Source organism: Sporosarcina ureae (assembly GCF_002101375.1).
Taxonomy (GTDB): Bacteria; Bacillota; Bacilli; order Bacillales_A; family Planococcaceae; genus Sporosarcina; species Sporosarcina ureae_B.
Genome location: NZ_CP015207.1, coordinates 2,539,308 through 2,559,395, shown reverse-complemented (window position 1 = coordinate 2,559,395; position 20,088 = coordinate 2,539,308). Strand labels below are relative to the sequence as shown.

18 protein-coding genes are annotated in these 20,088 nt (G+C 37.8%); 1 reads left to right on the top strand and 17 read right to left on the bottom strand.

Going from position 1 to position 20,088, the window contains the following annotated elements; all coding sequences use genetic code 11:
• Positions 1–50: 50 nt before the first annotated feature.
• From wecB to SporoP8_RS12580, 15 genes are all read right to left on the bottom strand, one after another.
• On the bottom strand, positions 51–1,175 hold the full coding sequence (wecB, locus tag SporoP8_RS12655) for a non-hydrolyzing UDP-N-acetylglucosamine 2-epimerase (protein ID WP_085132837.1): 1,125 nt from the start codon (positions 1,173–1,175) through the stop codon (positions 51–53).
• Positions 1,176–1,177: 2 nt separating this feature from the next.
• Positions 1,178–2,287 (bottom strand): capsular polysaccharide biosynthesis protein CapF, encoded by a 1,110-nt coding sequence (locus SporoP8_RS12650; protein WP_085132836.1) that lies wholly within the window; start codon positions 2,285–2,287, stop codon positions 1,178–1,180.
• Between the two features lie 15 nt (positions 2,288–2,302).
• Positions 2,303–3,340 (bottom strand): polysaccharide biosynthesis protein, encoded by a 1,038-nt coding sequence (locus SporoP8_RS12645; protein ID WP_085132835.1) that lies wholly within the window; start codon positions 3,338–3,340, stop codon positions 2,303–2,305.
• 10 nt (positions 3,341–3,350) lie between these two features.
• Positions 3,351–4,559 (bottom strand): glycosyltransferase family 4 protein, encoded by a 1,209-nt coding sequence (locus SporoP8_RS12640; protein ID WP_198166017.1) that lies wholly within the window; start codon positions 4,557–4,559, stop codon positions 3,351–3,353.
• 30 nt (positions 4,560–4,589) lie between these two features.
• The gene (locus tag SporoP8_RS12635; RefSeq protein WP_158232327.1) at positions 4,590–5,531 is read right to left on the bottom strand and encodes an ATP-grasp domain-containing protein; all 942 of its coding nucleotides are present in this window, start codon (positions 5,529–5,531) and stop codon (positions 4,590–4,592) included.
• Positions 5,524–6,237, bottom strand: coding sequence for a metallophosphoesterase family protein (locus tag SporoP8_RS12630; RefSeq protein WP_198166016.1), 714 nt, complete (start codon positions 6,235–6,237; stop codon positions 5,524–5,526). Before SporoP8_RS12630 ends, SporoP8_RS12635 begins: the two co-directional genes overlap by 8 nt.
• Before the next feature lie 50 nt (positions 6,238–6,287).
• A complete protein-coding gene (locus tag SporoP8_RS12625) occupies positions 6,288–6,884 on the bottom strand; it encodes a sugar transferase (protein ID WP_085132831.1) in 597 nt (198 codons plus the stop codon).
• A gap of 4 nt (positions 6,885–6,888) precedes the next feature.
• Complete coding sequence (locus tag SporoP8_RS12620; protein WP_085132830.1) at positions 6,889–8,106, bottom strand: DegT/DnrJ/EryC1/StrS family aminotransferase; 1,218 nt, start codon at positions 8,104–8,106, stop codon at positions 6,889–6,891.
• Between the two features lie 53 nt (positions 8,107–8,159).
• Positions 8,160–9,992 carry a polysaccharide biosynthesis protein gene (locus SporoP8_RS12615; RefSeq protein WP_085132829.1) on the bottom strand — a complete coding sequence of 611 codons (1,833 nt, stop codon included), beginning with the start codon at positions 9,990–9,992 and terminating at the stop codon, positions 8,160–8,162.
• Positions 9,993–10,704: 712 nt separating this feature from the next.
• Entirely contained in the window at positions 10,705–11,433 is a 729-nt protein-coding gene (locus SporoP8_RS12605; protein WP_085132827.1) for a CpsD/CapB family tyrosine-protein kinase, read from the bottom strand.
• A complete protein-coding gene (locus SporoP8_RS12600) occupies positions 11,423–12,154 on the bottom strand; it encodes a YveK family protein (RefSeq protein ID WP_085132826.1) in 732 nt (243 codons plus the stop codon). Before SporoP8_RS12600 ends, SporoP8_RS12605 begins: the two co-directional genes overlap by 11 nt.
• A gap of 100 nt (positions 12,155–12,254) precedes the next feature.
• On the bottom strand, positions 12,255–12,944 hold the full coding sequence (locus tag SporoP8_RS12595; RefSeq protein WP_085132825.1) for a hypothetical protein: 690 nt from the start codon (positions 12,942–12,944) through the stop codon (positions 12,255–12,257).
• A gap of 165 nt (positions 12,945–13,109) precedes the next feature.
• On the bottom strand, positions 13,110–14,333 hold the full coding sequence (locus SporoP8_RS12590) for a glycosyltransferase (RefSeq protein ID WP_085132824.1): 1,224 nt from the start codon (positions 14,331–14,333) through the stop codon (positions 13,110–13,112).
• A gap of 63 nt (positions 14,334–14,396) precedes the next feature.
• Entirely contained in the window at positions 14,397–15,476 is a 1,080-nt protein-coding gene (locus SporoP8_RS12585) for a glycosyltransferase family protein (protein ID WP_085132823.1), read from the bottom strand.
• Positions 15,477–15,892: 416 nt separating this feature from the next.
• Complete coding sequence (locus SporoP8_RS12580) at positions 15,893–16,279, bottom strand: HsmA family protein (protein WP_085132822.1); 387 nt, start codon at positions 16,277–16,279, stop codon at positions 15,893–15,895.
• Positions 16,280–16,449: 170 nt separating this feature from the next.
• On the opposite strand from SporoP8_RS12580, the gene SporoP8_RS12575 reads away from it, so the two are divergent.
• Positions 16,450–17,373, top strand: a complete 924-nt coding sequence (locus SporoP8_RS12575; RefSeq protein WP_085132821.1) for an LCP family glycopolymer transferase — start codon at positions 16,450–16,452, stop codon at positions 17,371–17,373.
• A gap of 200 nt (positions 17,374–17,573) precedes the next feature.
• On the opposite strand, the gene SporoP8_RS12570 is transcribed toward SporoP8_RS12575, so the two are convergent.
• Positions 17,574–18,904, bottom strand: a protein-coding gene (locus SporoP8_RS12570) for an IS3 family transposase (RefSeq protein ID WP_232319237.1) whose coding sequence is annotated in 2 segments (ribosomal slippage) — positions 17,574–18,523 and positions 18,523–18,904 — 1,332 coding nt in all. Because the reading frame shifts where the segments join, the coding sequence is not laid out codon by codon here.
• A gap of 231 nt (positions 18,905–19,135) precedes the next feature.
• Complete coding sequence (mdh, locus tag SporoP8_RS12565; RefSeq protein WP_085132820.1) at positions 19,136–20,086, bottom strand: malate dehydrogenase; 951 nt, start codon at positions 20,084–20,086, stop codon at positions 19,136–19,138.
• Positions 20,087–20,088 lie beyond the last annotated feature (2 nt).

Below are 20,088 nucleotides of genomic sequence, written 5' to 3'. Positions count from 1 at the left end.
AATCAGATTTTTTCATTCGATTTAAATAGTCTACTTAATATTCTTCATACTCATTTCCCCCACACAACCCGATTTACATAGTCCGTGTAGGACAAAATAATTCGTAATACCTTATCCGAAACATTTGGCATACTATAATCACCGACAGGTCGCAAGCTTCCTTGTTCTTGCGTCTCTAAAACTTTCAACCCTTGTATAATTCTTTCTTTCTTCAAGCCCACCATCATGACGGACGTTTCTTCCATCGCTTCTGGTCTTTCATGAGCTTGTCTTATATTCAACGCTCGAAAGCCGAGAATAGAGGACTCTTCACTTATCGTTCCACTGTCACTCAGCACAGCTTTTGCATCTTTTTGAAGCTTTATATAATCATTGAATCCTAAAGGCTTCATCGTCTTAACTAAAGGATGAAATTCTATTCCCTTTTCTTCAATCATGTTCTTCGTTCGTGGATGTGTACTGACAATCACTGGCATTTGATACTTCTCTGCAATCGTATTCAAACTGTCCACCAAATCTAGGAAGTTCACTTGCGAATTAATATTTTCTTCACGATGTGCGGATACGACAAAATAGCACCCTTTTTCAAGATCCAGTCTTTCGAGCACTTCGGAGCGATCAATATCATCTCTTCTGGAATGGATCACTTCAAACATCGGACTACCGGTCTTGATGATTCGGTCTGCTGGCAAGCCTTCTCTTAAGAGGTATTCCCTCGCGATATCACTGTAGGTTAAATTAATATCGGCTATATGATCTACAATCTTTCTATTGGTTTCTTCTGGCACCCGTTGATCAAAACACCTATTACCGGCTTCCATATGGAATATAGGGATTTGTTTTCTTTTAGCTGCAATAGCACTAATACAACTGTTGGTATCCCCTAGTACAAGAAATGCATCGGGCTGTACTTCGTCAATCACTGGATCGATGTGAATAAGTATATTCCCTATAGTTTGCACGGCTGTTCCATTCGCTGAATTCAGGAAGTAATCAGGCTTTTTTAATTTGAAATTCTCAAAAAACACTTCATTTAACTCATAATCATAATTTTGTCCGGTGTGAACTAGCGTATGTTCAACAGCAGACGAACTATCTAATTTATTGATGACTGCCGACAATCTTATGATTTCAGGTCTCGTCCCCACTACTGTCATGACTTTTAATTTTTTCATCATCAGACCTCCAAAAAGTATGTGTCGGGTTTTTCCGCATCAAAGCACTCATTTGCCCACATAACAGTTACCAAATCACTATCTCCAGTATTAACAATCGAATGTGCATAGCCAGGCGGGATATCGACTGACTGCAGTTTATCCCCACTCACTTCATACTCGATCATTTTATCGGAATCCATTCCTCTGAAACGAATGACTCCTTTCCCACTGACAACTAAGAACTTCTCATTTTTTGTATGATGCCAATGATCACCTTTGGTAATATGAGGTTTTGAAACATTAATAGAAACTTGACCTCTTTCACGACTCCTTAAAAATTCAGTAAAAGATCCACGATCATCACGATGCATAGTCAAATCATATGAAAACTGATCCTCCGGTAAAAAGCTTAGATACGTACTATACAAGGCCTTAGTTAAAGCGTTCTCCATATCGGGAATATATAAATCGCTTCTACTGTCCTTAAAACTACGTATCAGATCGGCTAACTCTCCAATTTTAATAGGATGTGATCCAGCAACCGTACAACGCCCCTCAATCACTGTCGGCTTTCCTTCTAACGCAAGCTTGAACTCTTCTACTACATCGTCGATATAACATAAATTCAACTCTGCATTCGGATTATTGACTTGAATGTCTAAATCCCTTGCGATATTATGACAAAATGTAGCCACAACAGAATTGTAATGAGGCTTGCTCCACTTTCCAAACACGTTAGGCAGACGATACATATATACTTCGACACCTGTATCCCTCTGATAGGCAGCTACTAATTCTTCAGCAGCCTTTTTACTTCTTCCATAGGGATGATCCTGTTCCGCTTGAATAGAAGAAGTGATCAGAATCGGCGCTTTATTTTGATGTTGATTTAACAAAGTCAATACTTGAGAAGTCAGACCAAAGTTCCCTTCCATGAATTCGTTGTCATCTTGCGGTCTATTCACACCTGCTAAATGAAATACAAAATTACATTCTCTTGTGTAATGCTCTAGTTGTGTAAAATTAGTATCTCTAGTAAATTCAAATATTTCACTGTACCCCGTATTTTTTAGTTCCGCAATCAGATTTTTTCCTAAGAATCCTTTTGCTCCGGTAACTAGGATTTTCATGAAGCAGACCACCTTTTAATTCATAATAGGGAAGGTTCTATTCCAGTGTTCTAATTCAGTTCTAACATACTCTAATTCTAACAGCCTTTCCTTAATCTGTTCAATAGTCAAGATGTCAGTATTATCTGAATTGTATTCTTGGATACTAGAAAGCTCACGATCTCCTTCTTCAAAATACTTATCGTAGTTCAATTCTCTTTTATCTGATGGAACTCTATAGAAGTTTGGTAAATCTTCGCACTTCACATATTCCTCTTTCGTAAGCAATGTTTCATAGCGTTTTTCTCCATGACGCGTGCCAATAATTTTAATCTCATTACTTGCATTGAATAACTCTTTGATCGCTTGTGCCAATGCACCAATCGTACTAGCTGGAGATTTTTGGACCATGATATCTCCCGCTTCTGCATTATGGAAAGCAAACACTACGAGTTCGACCGCTTCTTCCAAACTCATTAAGAATCTAGTCATGCCCGGGTCCGTAACGGTAATAGGCTGTCCACTTTTGATTTGATCGATGAATAGAGGAATAACAGATCCACGTGAAGCCATGACATTTCCGTATCTCGTACCACATATTAAAGTTCTTTCCGGGGAAACGGTTTTGGATTTTGCCACAAACACTTTTTCCATCATCGCCTTAGAAATGCCCATTGCATTGATCGGATAGGCTGCTTTATCTGTCGACAGACAAACGACCTTTTCTACTCCATAATCGATAGCGGCTGTTAAGACATTGTCTGTTCCTAAGATATTGGTTTTTACAGCTTCAAGTGGGAAGAATTCACATGATGGAACTTGCTTTAATGCCGCTGCGTGAAAAATATAATCTACTCCATGCATCGCATTTTTCACACTAGCCAAATCTCTTACGTCACCAATATAAAATTTTAGTTTATTGTTTTTATTTAATTTCCGCATATCATCCTGTTTTTTTTCATCTCGAGAAAAAATTCGTATTTCTTTTATATCGCTGTCAAGAAATCTTTCCATTACCGCATGTCCAAAAGAACCCGTTCCACCTGTAATTAATAATGTTTTGTCCTTAAACATATCCAACACCTCACTTTTTGAAATGGCTTTCCAATATCTCAACTGAGCGATGTACTTTGAAGTTCTCTTCCATGTATTTGCGTCCATTCTCACCCATTATCTTCAACCTTTTGGAAGTGGACATTTCCTTCGCCTTATTTATAAAAACATGTACATCACCAGACCAAACCCATTCACCACAGTCCGCTTCTTCAATCAGCTCTTTTAAGTCTGTTACGTTATCCGTAGCTGCAATAATCGGCTTGGCATACTCCATGTACGATAGAATCCTGGATGGATAATTGGGTATCGAGAATCGCGGATCTAAGATGATCAAACCTATATCACTTTCTTTTGTGATTTGTTCATACTGATCTCTTGGAAGATTTTCAATGACACGCGCATTGTGTATAGTTTTTTCTTCTATTACTTTTTCTAATTTCACTCTGTCCGTTCCCCGGCCAACGAATAGGAAATACATATTCTTTTCATCTTTGCAGCCTTCAACAACTTTACATAAAAAGTCTATATACTGCGGCTTCCCCATATTTCCACCAAACAAAAATACACAGGAGTCTTTTGGAATTCCAAGCTGTTCTCGCATGTTGATCTCATGTAGATTAATTACGTTTTTTGAATAACTCACTTTTTTCGTATTAGGAAATATTTCAACAGCAGAAGAGTGAAGTCTTGTATGATGAGTAAGAATATATTGCCTATTCGCATTAGACATGCACCCAATAACATCCGCAGTTTTCAGTAACTTGTTTTCTTTTGATTTAAAGTAATGATAAAATACACTCTTTTTATTTATCATTCCTAAATCTACAGCGTTTTGTGGAAAGATATCTTTTAACATCAGATAGGCAGGACAATTAAAACGTTTTTTTGCCCATGCAACAAGATCCGCATTCGTGACTGGTGGCGCTTCAAATAAAATGAAATCGAACTCTTTATTCGCGAAGTATTTAGTGATTCCTCGTTTCATCAAGAGTGGGATCTTTAACGTCGTAACACCTTTCTCTAGTAATCCAACATCATAATAATTACCCGTTACAATTCGTAGTACATTGAATCCTCTCTCTTGCTGTAATTCTGTACGTTCTTTATTCCTGGCTTGCTCTGACACTGCGACAGTCACTTCATGACCAGCCTCGTGTAAGGCTTCTGCCAAGTCGGTATATATAGTCGCACCCTTTGATGGTTCCGGAAATGAAGTAGCGATATATAACACTCTCACTATAGTCATTCTCCTTAAAAGACTTATTTTTTAACTTAGCAGTAAGAACTTCTCATTCATTTCCCGAATGCCGATTGCACTTTTATATTTCTTTACATACGGTTGGACTTCTCTTTCGTCCATCATATCGAGCCACCATCTGACATCTTCAAAACCTAGTTGATGCCTAAAATTCACAGTCCCTGATATTCTCGGGTTAATCTCGAAGATATAGTTTTTACCGCCACTCTTACGTAATTGAATGTTAAAACTTCCTACGAGACCTAGACCTTGCGCAGCAATGATCGCATCTCGCGTGATGGACGAATCATCCACTAACTTTACAAATTTCGTATAGCCACCTTGTAATCTTCTTTGGAATGAAATGATTCGGATTTCTTTCCCATCGCTGAACACTCCGACTGTATATTCCTCATCTGACGCATCAATATACTCTTGAATGATCAGTAGTTCCGAAACACTTGAACTGATCTTATCTAACTCTTTTTGAGTGGTAATGATCGTTAACAGTTTAGACCCGCACGATTTTCTAAACTTCACAATATATTTTCTCCCGTCGGCCACGAAATTATCTTCTGAGAAATATTCTGGAATATCTAAGCCGAGATGTTCTAATCTTTGCGCTGTTAAATACTTGTCCAAGCAAATATCCACGATTTCTTTTCTATTGATTAACACTTTTACATTCAATCGTTCAAAAATATCCAAATGATGTATAATTGCTTCTATCTCATGTTCACTTACAGGAACTAAGTGAGTTACGTTATAAATTTTGCATTTATTTGAGATTTGGGAGATATAATCCTCATTTCCTGCTGGAAGTGAAGAGAAGAATTTATCGACTACATCTAGTCCTACCGGATGTGAATCTATATCGCACCCAATCAACACATCGGACTCGTTCTTGAGGCATTTCAAAATACTATGCCCCACATCTCCACCGATTGCAGTAACTAATATGACTCTATTCATGATTCCTCTCCCCATTTCTAAACAAGATATCTATCAGCTTTTGATTTCCCGCATCGTATGTCTCAATGTCTCTGATTAATAATTGTCTATCCCAAAGTATCTCCTGAAACTCGACTGTTCCATTTGGCAGTGTAAGTGTAGCGAAGCTAAAGCCATTCGTATCTCTTGGCTGTCCAATAGATCCCGGATTAATAACGGTTGTGGACTGCAGGTTCCTCACCATTCGATAATGTGTGTGTCCATGTATCACGTAATCGAATGTCTCATATCCGTCCGCTTCCAATAATGTAGTATCTGGATAGACTCTTCCGTTAATAGGATCACTTACGCTTCCATGAAACACCCCCATTCTTTTCCCTTCCATTTCCAGAATGAGAGAATCGGGCATGTTTTCAATGAACACTTGGTTGTCAGCTGAAATTCGACTCATGATTCCTTTATAGGAATTCCCATACTTCTTCACTAACTGATCTTCGTCTTCTTCAGCCAAACAATAATCTAAGTAGTATTGGTCATGATTTCCTTTTACAGCGTGTAGATTCTTCATACTCCGCAGCTTCGATAGGATAGCATTTTGATCGTAGTAATAACCAAAGACATCACCACAAAATATATACTGATCAATTTCCAGCTGGTCGCTTTGCCTCAAGAACTCTTCAAATGCGTACAAGTTGCCATGTATGTCTGAGAAAAAACAAACTTTCATGTCATCACCACATTTCATTTACACCAATTGTAAATCTCCCAGATAATGTGTCAGCCGTTCTCCTCGTTATAAACATGTTTTCGCTGAATGAGTAGATGTAGTGTTTTGAAGAAGATTTTTACATCCAATAAAAAACTCAAATTGTCGACATAGAATACATCGTTTTCAAATCTCTTTCTCATAGAAATCGAATTACGGAAATACGCTTGATTGTAGCCAGTGATTCCCGGTACGACGTCTAACTTTTGAACTTCTCTTCCTTCATACACAGACAACATTTCTACTAAATCAGGCCTTGGTCCAATTAGACTCATTTGACCGAATAAGACATTCACTAATTGTGGCAATTCATCCACACTCGTTTCTCTGAGCGCCTTACCGATTTTGGTCAATCTCGGGTCACTCCCCGAACAGAAAGTGGACCCATCTTCATTACGGATATCGGGAACGTTTACTTTCATCGTCCTGAACTTGAACATATGGAATGGCACACCGTTTTTCCCTAGTCTGTCCGCCTTATAAAAAATAGGTCCACGATCTTCTGTTTTTATTAGAATGCCGACAACCGAAAGAATCAGGAGTAGAATAGGTAATGTAATTAGGCTGATCACAATATCGATAAGTCTTTTGACAATATTTCTATACATTTGATCACCTACCGTTTAAAATATTTTCTAATTGCTTCACGATATAACGGATATCTGTATTGCTTAGCTGAGTATGAAGTGGTAGAGTCAGTTCATTTTCATACTGTTTATAGGCGTTTGGATAATTCTCCATGTCAAACCCTAAGTTTTTATATGCCGTTAACATAGGTAATGGTTTATAGTGCACGTTGCAGGCGACTCCAGCTTCTGCCATTCGGTTAATGATGTGATTTCTCTCTTTCTCATTGATCCCAGGTAGCCTGACCATATATAGATGACCTGAAGAGTTGTAGTCTTCACCATAATGTTGTAATACATCAATTCCTAACGGCAGCAAGGCTTGATCGTATATAGCAATCATTTGCTTACGTCTATCGAGCAGGTCTTCATACCGGGTTAGCTGAATTAATCCAATCCCTGCCGCAATGTCTGTCATATTGCACTTATAAGCCGGATAGACGATGTCGTATTCCCAACCACCTATCTGTGTTTTGGACAGGGCGTCTTTCGATTGACCGTGAAGACTGTACAGCATGTATTGCTTATAAAGCCACTCTTCGTCAAATCCTCGATCATTGCGCCACGTGGCAGCTCCACCTTCAGCAGTAGTGAAGTTTTTTACTGCATGAAATGAGAAACAAGTGAAATCTGCTACTTGACCACATTTTTGATTCTTTCTTTCAGCTCCGAAAGCATGTGCAGCATCACTCATGACCGCAATTCTGTTAAGCTGAGATTGAAGCTTGCCAGTCGCTGTAAACAAGTGCTTTTTGCTTTCTATAATTTTGTAAATCGTGTCGTAATCACACATTTTTCCAGCAATTTCAACAGGTATAATGGCTTTTGTTTTCTCTGTTATGGCATCCGCTAATTGGTTATAATCCATTTCAAAAGAATTGAGAGACGTATCAACTAATACAATTTTTGCTCCTACATGATGAATAATAGATGCAGATGCAGTGTATGTATAAGCTGATGTGATGACCTCGTCTCCAGGCCCAATCCCTAATATTCTTAGTGTCAGTTCCATTGCCGCAGTTGCGGAATTCAAGCACACTGTTTGAGATACTCCGAGATATTCGGCGATTCTTTGTTCCAACTCTTTCGTTTTAGATCCAGTAGTAATCCACCCTGACTTCATGATCTTCATGACTTCATCCATCTCAGCCTCTGTTATATCAGGTATAGAAAAAGGGATATTTCTAAATTTGCTATCTATCACTTCATTCACCCCTCTTGTTCATTTTTCCTAAGTCCATGAATAGAAATCACGACTTATACCGCTTCTACTTCTTGGGTAGGTACTTCCGGAAACTTGCGATTTGCTAACCCAACTAATGTATCTTTTATCTCTATGTCAGACATATTCATCAACTGCTCTAACACACGGACTTGTTCCATTTCTGGTATAGGTGTGGCTTTTCCAATGTGGATTTTTGGGAAAACTGTATCGGTTTGCCGTTCACTTTCATTCATTAATTCTTCATATAACTTTTCTCCAGGCCTTATTCCCGAGTAACATATTCCGATATCGTCTTCCTCGTATCCAGAAAGCTTGATCAGATTTCTAGCTAAGTCCACAATTTTTACTGGTTCCCCCATATCGAGCACGAAAACTTCTCCTCCTTGCGCGAGCACACCTGCCTGTATGACTAATCGAGAAGCTTCAGGAATCGTCATAAAGTATCTAGTCATTTCTGGATCGGTAACTGTAATAGGTCCGCCATCCGCAATTTGTCTTCTGAAAAGTGGAACTACACTTCCTCGCGAGCCGAGTACATTACCAAACCGAACTGCTGCAAACTTTGTATGACTATTTTTTGCTAAATTCTGTATGATCATCTCTGCAAAACGTTTAGTAGCTCCCATAATATTGGGCGGGTTTACTGCTTTATCAGTAGATACAAAAACGAAGTAAGAGACGCCAAACAGTTCTGCTGCCTCTGCTACATTTTTAGTACCGAAGATATTGTTCTTCACTGCTTCCATTGGATTGTCTTCCATAAGCGGAACATGTTTATGTGCCGCGGCATGGTAAATGACATCTGGTTTTTGTTCGCTAACCACATCGAATATTCGATTTCGATCCTGTACGTCTGCAATGACGGGAACAATTTCTATTTCACTAGAAAGCTTTTGGCGGAGCTCCATATCAATGGTGTAGATAGAGTTTTCACCATGTCCTAATAAAATCAGTTTCTTGGGTTTAAATTCTGCAACTTGTCGGCAAATCTCGGAGCCGATGGAACCACCTGCCCCTGTTATAAGAATCGTTTTATCTTGCAGTTTGCCTTTTATCGCCTGTAAGTCTAGCTGTACCTCGTCACGTCCAAGAAGATCTTCAATTTTCACATCACGCACATCTTGAATTGATACTTTTCCTGTGATTAAGTCTTCAATCAGAGGAATCGTTTGTGTGGTGATACTGGTTTCCACACACTTCTTCATTAATAGTGCCATCTTCCGTTTATCCATCGATGGTATGGCAATGACGATTTTATCCGCTTCGTATCTGTTTACATATTGCTGGATGTCTTCTGTACCGCCACAAACGCGAATACCGTAAATTTCCAACCCTTGTTTCATAGGATCATCATCTATAAATGCTACTGGCCGCATACCGTGCCTTGGGTTATTCAGTATTTGTCTTGCTATCATAATCCCAGCTTGTCCAGCACCTATTATGATTGTTCGTTCCATTTTCACATCATGGGCTTTAATCTTTCGACCTCCAGCTACTCTCCAGGATAATCTTGACCCTCCGATGAGCAAGACATGCAGCATCCAAGTAATCACGAGTGCACGTATCGAAATGTTTTGAGTGAGTAAATATTGCACAACAGCGACCACCAATATAGATAACGACACCGCCACGACGATAGATCGCAATTCACCAATCGATGCATATGTCCACGCTTTCCTATATAGGCCGAAACGCCAGGCGAAAAAGTGATGAGAAATTTGAATCGTTACTGCACTAATCAACAACAATTTACTAAAAAACACGTCAACGAATGGCGTTAATATAAAATAACCGATATAAATGGAATACAAAACAATCACTGAATCTACTACAATGAGCATAGTCATTCTCTTGCGAATGGTCACATCAACCTCCCCTTTCGAAAATCCATTATGTAATCTCTTAAAGCGTGTTGTATAAATGCCCCTTGTGTATAAAAACAACACAAAATGCGCGTATTTCATTCGTTTTAACTAGTATACTACAGATAGTTCAGTATATTCAATCTTTTATTGTAGTTATACTACACATTTTTTAGAATTTTCTATTTTCAGTGATAGTACTACTACACAAAAAGCCTACAAATTAGTATTTTACTCGCTTTCATCTCAACTATACTCGACTTTCGGTCTACAACTTATCTATGCTATTAGCTCTTAGTAAATTCAGAATCAGCACCCAAACAAAACCTTTTGAACTAAAACATAGATACTAGCAAATAATAAGCAAGTACTCTACTCAACATACTAACTAGAAACATTTGCTCAGATCATGGCTATTTATACGTAAAAGGTAGTAATCCTATCGAACAATGAATAGCCAACGACATAACGTAAAAACAGACTAGGACAAAACAAAAAAATGCATGAAGGATCATTCTTCTCCTTCATGCATTTTTTTGACTACGTATTTATAAAAGTAACTTTTGAGAAACAAGAGTGGAGCGGAAAAAGAACGACTCCTGCGGGATCTAGCGCGAATGTTGAGACCCCGCAGGAGCGCCAGCGACGAGGAGGCTCAAGCGCGCCCCGCGGAAAGCGTGCCTTTTGGAGCGCAGGGGAGCGGACTATTTTCTAGTCATGTCCCCGCCTCCACATTTCCGTAATACTGATTATAATAGTGATCTTTTTGCCTCTCAAAGTTATTAAGTACAGTGCCTATAATATTCGCCTGGGAGGAAAGCAGTGCTTCTTTCGCTTTTACTACACTGTCTTTCTCCGTCTTACGCGCATGTAAAACAATAATTGTACCGTCACATCTATGCGATAAGATCTGTGCATCCGTCACGTTCAATACAGGCGGTGCATCAAATAATAGCAAATCATACATGCCAGTTAATTGTTCCAGTACATGATCCATAGTTTTCGAACCTAGTAACTCAGCCGGATTGGGTGGTATGGGTCCACTCGTTATTAAATCTAAACCTTCTATATCTGTTTTTTGAATGACATCTTTGATCTCCCAATTACGCGTCAGTAGATTGGATAATCCAGTCGCATTCATCCGATTGAATGTATAATGTGTCGTCGGTTTACGCATATCCGCATCAATCAATAATACCTTTTTTCCTGCTTGAGCAAAAACAATAGCCGTATTGGCCGAAATGGTGGATTTCCCTTCACCTTGTGCAGCAGAAGTGAAAAGAATCGTTTTCAACTCTTGATCCGGCATAGAGAAATTTATATTAGTCCGTAATGTTCGAAATTGTTCAGACACACTAGATTTTGAATTGGACTGTGTCACTAACTTCCGACCGACAAAACGCTTAGCTTGTCTTTTCTTTTTTCGACTAATTTTATTTACCATGAGGATCAACACCTTTCTGTTTAATTACTCTGCCTACTCCTACCTCTCTATCAGATATCGGACTAATCAAGCCTAATAGCGGTAAGTTCAGTAATTCTTCAACATCGTGCTCTGTCTTCACAGTTGTATCCAAATATTCGAGTAAAAATGCGATTCCTACACCAGCCATCAAACCAATCACGGTAGCAATTGCGATATTTAAACGTTTATTCGGCCTTACAGGTGTCGGGTCATCAGCATACATAGCAGGTGATAAAATAGTCACATTGTCCACTTGCATAAGATGAACAATTTCTTTTTGGAAGACTTCAGCTGTCGTATTTGCGATATCCACTGCTTTATGTGGCTCGGGATCTTGTACTGTTACACTCACTACTTGAGAGTTTTGCTCACTGTTCACAGTTAGTTGTGTATTTAGAGCAGCAGGCGTTATCCCCAAGTCCAAACTCTCAATAACATGCGATAAGATGACAGGACTTTTAATAATGACGGTGTAAGTATTGATGAGTTGTAAGTTGGTTTGAATATCCGATGAGTCAAAATCTGTCGTGGCTTCTGCCTTATTTACTAATATTTGTGTTGATGCTTGATAGATAGGAGTCAAAAAGAAATAGCTTATAACTATTGCGGCCAGAATCGCTGTCAGCGTAGTACCTATAATAAGCCATAACCGCTTTTTTAATGTCGCAAATAATTCTTGTAAACTAATAGTCTCGCCCATAATGTATCATGACTCCTTTACGGCATATTTGTTGGATTCGTTCAATGAATAGCAAAACGGTTATCCAGAAAAGTTAATAGTACTAGATAACCGTTCGTTTTTATTGTTTTACTGCGTCGCTCTGAACTTTGTCACGGCGTAACTTCTTTTTCTCTTTATACTCATCTTGGAAGCTATTCGAATAAGCTTTATGATAGCCATTTGATTCCAAACTTCTTTCTACAGAATTCATTATTTCGTTAAACATACTATCGCTCTGTAATTCAAGAGCTTCCACTGCACTGTTATATTTAGTGTACCTATAGGCATAACTGACATTTTTTCCTTTTGTAGCGTATTCATTTTTTGCATGTTCAATCAACTCATAATACTTATCATCTGTTTGTTTATGAAAATTCGTAATGACCGATTCATATTTATTTTTTATTTGTGCAACAGTTATCCGTTCAGGATATTTCTCGGAGTTTGAATCGACTTTAGTAGGGATGGATGCTTTATGAGTGGATATTGGACTTTCTTTACTATCCATTTCATCAGGATTTGACGAAAACTCTTTTCTACCCGTGTTTTCCTTTTCGGCATATTCCTTTTTAATTGTTCCACCTGTATGATCAACAACAAGTCTTGTCCCATTTGGCAATACGGTATGATAGGGATGTTCTAAAATCCGATCTATCTGTTGATCCGCCACGTTGTATTCTTTGAACTGAAATATATATAGGAGATAGCCGCCACTCACGGCAATAAGTGCTAACACAATGGATAACAGAATTATTAGTCTCCTTTTCATAAAGATCACCTCACTCGAGATATTTTATATACACTTTTCAGATGTCGACTTGGATACATACTATCAATTGGTGTAACCTACTAAGGATTTGAAGATCAAGAGAAGTCGACTTGTTCAAAAGCATTTTCCGCACTATATTGCACATATCCAATGCATATATTCTTTTTACAGTATTCGTTGTATTAACTGTAATAGCTTCTCTGCTTGAACGATATTATTCTTTTCTAAAAGCACGAACTCTTTCGCTTTTAATCCTTTCTCATGTAGTTCTTCTTTTGATTTACCTAATACATGTTGTAATGTTTTAGTTAAGCCTTCTAGAGATTCATCTTCAATCAAATAAATATAGTCATAATATTCCTCTGGCATGCCTGCAAGCTTTGTAGTGAGTGTAGGTGTTCCTGATGCCATATATTCCATATTTTTTGATGGGTAGGAGTACTTGGTGTACTCTTCATCTGTCGGTCTTGGATTAATGAGTAACGTAGATTTTAGTTGCTCATTCACAATATACTGATTAAGCTTCACACCAAAATACCGTATAGTAGGATGTTGGGCACAAATCTGTTGCAGTTCATCGACGAAATCTCCATCTCCATATATATGGAGTTCACTGCCTTCTACATTTGCATGTATGAAAGCTCTTGTTAGTTTTTCTATGCCATATATTTTCTTTAAAGAGCCCGCATACTGACAGACTATTCCAGGATACTTCCCTTCAAGCGTATTACGTAGTTTAACTACCTGACTATCGATGTGTCCTTCCATGACAATATAGGGCTTCCCTTCTTTATTAATCAACTCATTCATCTGCTCTGTTAAAAATATATAACTATCAAATTTTTGCAGTATAAAATTATTCAGCCTAACAGTGAAGTGTTTAAACCGTGAAATCCGTTCTGTATGGCTGTTTTTATTACTTGAAGCTAAGTGTGAAGGAATATCTGTTACAATTCCTATCGTTTTCACTCCTTTAATTCTTGCAGCCATAATATTAGCCATAGACGTTGTAATGTTTAACACATCCCCTACGATGACAGTGTCACGATCACATCGTTTGATCACAGTGTAAAGTACAGTAAAAAATGCAAATACGTTTTTAATTAGAGGTAAATTTACAATCGATATATAGTAGTAATTCACTTTATTCTTTATTTCAGATTCACTTTTTAAATAGTTCTTCTTGAAATTACTTCTATTTATCGGCAACTTTGAAATAACGTGAACGTTTACATGATCCAAAGCGGAAAGACCTTCACATAACAATCTGTGATACTTCATAGCTTGTTGTAAAGGCTTTTTCTCACTCTTTGAAAATAACTTATCATATGTGCTTTCAGATGATACTGTCACGCTATATAGTATATTGACTACCTTCCCCCTTTTCATTGGATACACCAGGACAACACTTCTATTTTATTAGCATAGATAGTATTCTTGTATAATTCCATTTCACTCATCTCCCCGTTTATATTTACTTGTATCTCCACTAATAAATTCTTCCAATCTCATTTTAAAGTTCGCATTTTCCTCTATAACAGTATGCAAAAACGCTTCTCTTCCTTTTTCATACTCTGCTTCGTTAAAGTTATTTACATATTGATTGAGTTTCTGTGATATTTCACTCAATGAATCTACTACTAGCCCTAATTTATATTGCTCAATTACATCAGATAAATACGTATTATTTAACGAGAGCAATGGCTTTCCGTGTATTACGGCATTATATAATCTGTTGCTTAAACATGTCCTATTATTGATATGATCACTGAACAAAAGCATATTGACTAAATCCGCTTGTTTGTATAACCATACTTCCTCATTCTTTTGGTATCTTCCTTTAATCGATACATTATGTATCTCTTTTTCTTTTACATATTGTTCAATGTCTTCATTAATCATTCCATCGCCATGAAATTTCAAAAAGTAGTCAGGGTTATTTTGCAGTTCATGGATCAATTGAAGATTGACATCTAAGTTTGTAATAGTGCCAACGTATGAGATGTTTAGCGGTCTTCCAACTGATTTCAAAATCGGTCGTTCCAACTTCCCTATATTTTTCACGGTTGTATTATGATTAATAACATATTTCGAACTTGTAGGTAGCCACTCTTTATATCCTGGAGATGAAATAGTAGTAAAAAAAGAAGAATCAATGGATTTTTTTATAGTAAATAATTTTAACGACTTATTATAATCTCTAATATCCATAATATAATTCTCTTTATACCTTTTCTGTAGATAGGCTTTTAAAAAGTACGTTAATTGAATTCCAAACACAATCACTTTATCGAATTCACTATGTTTCAATTGCCTCACTATAAAACGAGAATACCTATAGTAGCTTAAATAGCCTCTTTGATGCCCTACTTTTTTATCTTTATATGATAAGATGTTGCCTTCTTGCCCTAGATGTAATCGATCCCAGTTGATGATAGTAAAGTCCACTTCATTTTCTTTGAGTATTTTTACATAGTTATCTACGTACGGCATAAAAAGCATATTCGATGGGCAAATTAGGGCTATTCTCATATTCCATCTCCTTTTTTATGTCTTCTCTATCGTACGAATAGTAGTTATACTACTGCAAATCGATTGCCTGTAGACAATTCATCCCATATACAACGTTATTACTTTACTCTATATCCACATATTATAACAAATTTTCTGATAATTTGACGAGGAATTCTTGTAGAACAGCCATAATATAATGAAGTTTCGGTATACTTTACATCACGAGAATATTCTTTTTATTCAACCTATTGTTTTGATTATACTACACATTTTTCGTTTTATGTTGTAAAACAACACAAAAAGTGTTATTTTATAAGTGAACCTATCAAACTTCCTATCCATGACTACATGCAAAAACCAAGCTGTCATAAACAGCTTGGTTTAGTTAACTATATAATACCTACATCTAGCGTCCATCAAGTAAAAATTCTCTCTTAAATCACACCGGTGCCTAACAATATCCCAAGTACAAACGACACAACCCAAAGCGACCAAACACCTAAACTGAATTTGTGGAACTGATGCTTCGCTTTTTCGTTTCCTTTATTGTAAACCCAGACAGCCCAAACCAAGTGAAACGCCATCAAAACCAAAGCGGCTCCTCCCGTTATTTGATGAAGGCCAATCGACGAACCTCCGCCTTGTGACGCAATTCGATTCATGAGAGTAGTACCGATTGTGTCGAACACCAGACCACCTACAAAGAAAAGCAAATGCTTAAAACGAATTGTACCACTGACTTTCTCCCCGAATACACCAATACTATACAGAATTAAGGCGACTACCATTGCCATGGAAGCAACAATCAATAAAGGACTCATGCTATTCATCTCCGTCTCTAGTTTATAAGTCCACTATAACCCAGTAATATGAACAGAAAATAAACTTCTCTATCGACTTTCAAACTATTTTTACCGATTACTTACCTTCCAAAGAAGTACGGAACTAGTTCATTTACGATCACTCTCTTATACGTCTGGAGGAATTGGATATGAAGAAGACAACACATAACAAACGGAATGGGCTTTTTAGATTTTTGGGTGTCTTTATTCTAATTATTGCTATTCTGGCCGCATCTGCGTATTTCAAAGTAACAAATACAGTGAAACAAATACATGAACCCATTCATCGGGTAATGTCTATAAAGCGAAAGATACCGGTTTCCATTAAAGAACAAGAACCCATTTCCTTATTATTTCTTGGTGTGGATGAGCGCAAAGGAGATAAAGGAAGATCGGATACTATTATCGTAGTAACCGTCAATCCGACGACAAATACCACAAAGATGATCAGCATTCCCCGTGACACGTACACAGAAATTCAAGGCAAGAAAGTTTGGGATAAAATAAATCATGCCTATGCTTTTGGTGGAATTGACCTGTCGTTACGTACTGTGGAACACTTCCTCGACATCCCAATTGACTACGTCGTTCAAATCAATATGGAAAGCTTTAGAGATATTATAGATGCGGTAGATGGTATTACCATTAACAACCCAACGGCCTTTACTTCTCTAGGCTCTTCATTTTCAAAAGGGACTATTTCGTTAACTGGCGATCAAGCGCTGAACTATATACGGATGCGCTATGAAGATCCCCAGGGTGACTTCGGACGTCAGGATCGTCAAAAACTAGTGGCTCAAGCTATGCTGCATAAAGGAGCATCCGTGAACAGCCTCCTAAATTATCAACAAATTTTCAAAACAGTCGAGAACAACGTCCGCACGAATATGGAGTTTAACGAGATGATGGAAATCCAAAAACATTATACAGACGCTCTCGGAGAAATAGAGCAACTATTTTTCAAAAAAGGACATGGCAAAGAAATGAAGAAGACTTGGTATTACATTCCCGATCACGATGAATTAAAAGAATTGCAAAATGAATTCAAAATGCATTTGAATTTGAATGATTAACAGTAAAGTACCCCCTTCTCCCATCACACACACATCATAAAAGAGAAATTCTATCCGGCTAGACAGTGGATGGAATTTCTCTTTTTCTTATGCTCGAGTAAAAACTGTATTCATTATGTCCTAATTTGGCATAATAACAACAAAAAAGTCCCTCGACTGATTAAAATGTACCCTTTGTAAAGGACAATTATAAAAAAAGCCTAAGCTGCTTGTTGAAGCTGTCGTCTGTATTCTGCAGGCGGCAGCTTTTTCAAGTTCCACTGCCCGCGATAATGGTTATAGTACGTCATATAACTCTTGATTTCCCGCCTAACTTCTTCCATTGTCTCACAATCTTTTATATTGGTTTCATCCTTGAAGTGACCGAAAAATGATTCCTGTGGAGCATTATCCCAACAGTTCCCTCTGCGTGACATCGATTGTCCTAACCCCATTTTCTTCACTGCTGCCTGATACTTTGGGTTTGTATAATGAAATCCTTGATCTGAATGTATAAAGGCATCTGTCATTAAATGACGATGTTTCTTTAGTTTGCGAAGCGTATTCATTGCGATCTCCAAACCTAACGAAGAAGAAACTTCATAGGCTAAAATTTCATTCGTTTGGGCGTCTTTAATCGTTGACAAGTAAGCACGTTTGCCATTTCCATATGTCAAATAGGTGATGTCGGTCAATAATACCTTTCCAGCCACCCCTTGCTTAAACTCACGTTGTAACGTGTTTTCACATGTGCGGTGCTCTTTCGTCGCCTTTGCCATACGACGTGCTGGGTTGGCTTTGCGGATGGGACAGATGATATCGAATTTTTTCATAATCCGGCGAATGCGTTTTAGGTTATATGTAATGCCGTACTGATTTTCGAGTGTCATTTTAATTTGGCGTGCTCCTTTTTTTCGTCCTCGAAAATGATAGGCCTTTAAAATGATTTCCTTTACAACTTCGTCTGCCTGTTCGCGAGCGGCACGTTTCTGTTTAGATTTCTCTCCAAAGTGCCTATAGTAGCCCGAACGCGATACCTCCATAAGTTCGCATAAGTAGCTCACCAAACGTGCTAATTTATACTTTTGGATGGTGAAATTAATTAGTTCATATTTTAGCGTCGTTTGGATTGTGATTTCTTTTTCATCATCTGCCTTTCGAGTAGATCGAGCTTTTTTAACAGTTCATTTTCCGCCTGTAATAAGCGGTTTTTCGCTTCTAGACGTTCAATCTTTTCTTCGGATGTCAAGTCGCGTTCTGATGGACGGCCTGAATTGGTTTTTCGTGTGTCTTGTAAGCCTTCCACTCCGCTTTTTCTATAGGCGGCACGCCAACGCTTTCCTGCAGATTTAATCCGAACTGCTCCTATTAAATCGGCATTTAATCCAGCCTCTTCAAAAATGTCTCGCGGCAGTTTTCCTTTTTCATTTTCCGAAATAAAATGACGTTTAAACTCATCTGTATAGGTGATGGATTTATCACTAACAGCTTGTACGTTAGGATTGCATTGCAAGCGTGCTTGTTCTTTTAAGGTAAACAATCGTTCAGTCACATTCATCCGCTCCCACATCTTTTTATTCATTATAAACAAAAGTACCCTATAGGATAGACTTTTTTCAAAGTGTCTATCTTATAGGGTACATTTTAGATTGCTCAAGAAACTAATTTATTTTATCCGTATTCAATTATCTTACTAGCATCTACATTATCTCAGGTGTAATGATCGTAACTTAGAAGTCATGTGAGACATTAGCACACGTGAGGTTCATGTTTCTAAAACATACTAATTATCCAGCTTATTTATCGATTCTAAAACCTGTCGAACTGACTTCTCAGAGCGGTTCAATGCATTCTTTTCCTCTTCATCCAATGGTAATTCAATAATACTTTCAATGCCATTACCACCAAGAATTGTAGGAACCCCAAAATAAATATCTTTAAAACCATACTCTCCATCTAAATAGGCTATAGCTGGCAAAACCCGTTTTTTATCAAGTAAAATAGCTTCTGCCATTTGTACAAGGGCTGCGGCAGGGGCATAGTATGCACTACCTTGACCAAGTAAGCTAACAATTTCTCCCCCACCTTTTCTGGTGCGTTCCACAATTTTTTCAATCCGATCAGATGAGAGTATTTTATCTAATGGGATACCTCCGACGTGAGAATATTGAATTAGTGGTACCATATCATCTCCATGTCCACCTAATACAAATCCTGACACATCCTCTACCGAAATATTCAGTTCCATCGCAACAAATGTATTAAAACGAGCTGTATCTAATACCCCTGATTGACCAATTACGCGATTCTTAGAAAATCCGGTTGTTTTATAGCAAACATAAGTCATTGCATCCACTGGGTTACTTAAAACTAACACATAGCTCTCAGGAGCATAATAGGCAACTTTTTCTGAAACTTCCTGCATTATTTTTGCGTTTATTGTCACCAGTTCATCCCTACTCATACCTGGTTTACGTGCAATACCTGCAGTAATGATTACGAAATCTGAATCCCTTATATCTTCGTAATTAGACGTACTAACTACTTTTGAATTCGTTCTTTGAATAGGGCCAATTTGTTGGATATCTAAAGATTTCCCTTTGGCAGTATTCTCAAGGGTGGGAATATCAACTAGCATTATATCCCCTAATTCCTTTTGTGCCAGTAAAAGTGCAACTGTAGATCCCGTATGTCCAGCACCAATAACCGTGATTTTTTTCCGGATAAAAGCCAAAA

Bases quoted from the DNA above. Each gene is read 5' to 3' on its own strand.
- SporoP8_RS12585 (WP_085132823.1), bottom strand. From the start codon at position 15,476: ATGAGAATAGCCCTAATTTGCCCATCGAATATGCTTTTTATGCCGTAC.
- SporoP8_RS12595 (WP_085132825.1), bottom strand. From the start codon at position 12,944: ATGAAAAGGAGACTAATAATTCTGTTATCCATTGTGTTAGCACTTATT.
- SporoP8_RS12630 (WP_198166016.1), bottom strand. From the start codon at position 6,237: ATGAAAGTTTGTTTTTTCTCAGACATACATGGCAACTTGTACGCATTT.
- SporoP8_RS12575 (WP_085132821.1), top strand. From the start codon at position 16,450: ATGAAGAAGACAACACATAACAAACGGAATGGGCTTTTTAGATTTTTG.
- SporoP8_RS12650 (WP_085132836.1), bottom strand. From the start codon at position 2,287: ATGAAAATCCTAGTTACCGGAGCAAAAGGATTCTTAGGAAAAAATCTG.
- SporoP8_RS12645 (WP_085132835.1), bottom strand. From the start codon at position 3,340: ATGTTTAAGGACAAAACATTATTAATTACAGGTGGAACGGGTTCTTTT.
- SporoP8_RS12590 (WP_085132824.1), bottom strand. From the start codon at position 14,333: ATGAAAAGGGGGAAGGTAGTCAATATACTATATAGCGTGACAGTATCA.
- SporoP8_RS12625 (WP_085132831.1), bottom strand. From the start codon at position 6,884: ATGTATAGAAATATTGTCAAAAGACTTATCGATATTGTGATCAGCCTA.
- wecB (WP_085132837.1), bottom strand. From the start codon at position 1,175: ATGAAAAAATTAAAAGTCATGACAGTAGTGGGGACGAGACCTGAAATC.
- SporoP8_RS12605 (WP_085132827.1), bottom strand. From the start codon at position 11,433: ATGGTAAATAAAATTAGTCGAAAAAAGAAAAGACAAGCTAAGCGTTTT.
- SporoP8_RS12580 (WP_085132822.1), bottom strand. From the start codon at position 16,279: ATGAGTCCTTTATTGATTGTTGCTTCCATGGCAATGGTAGTCGCCTTA.
- SporoP8_RS12635 (WP_158232327.1), bottom strand. From the start codon at position 5,531: ATGAATAGAGTCATATTAGTTACTGCAATCGGTGGAGATGTGGGGCAT.
- SporoP8_RS12600 (WP_085132826.1), bottom strand. From the start codon at position 12,154: ATGGGCGAGACTATTAGTTTACAAGAATTATTTGCGACATTAAAAAAG.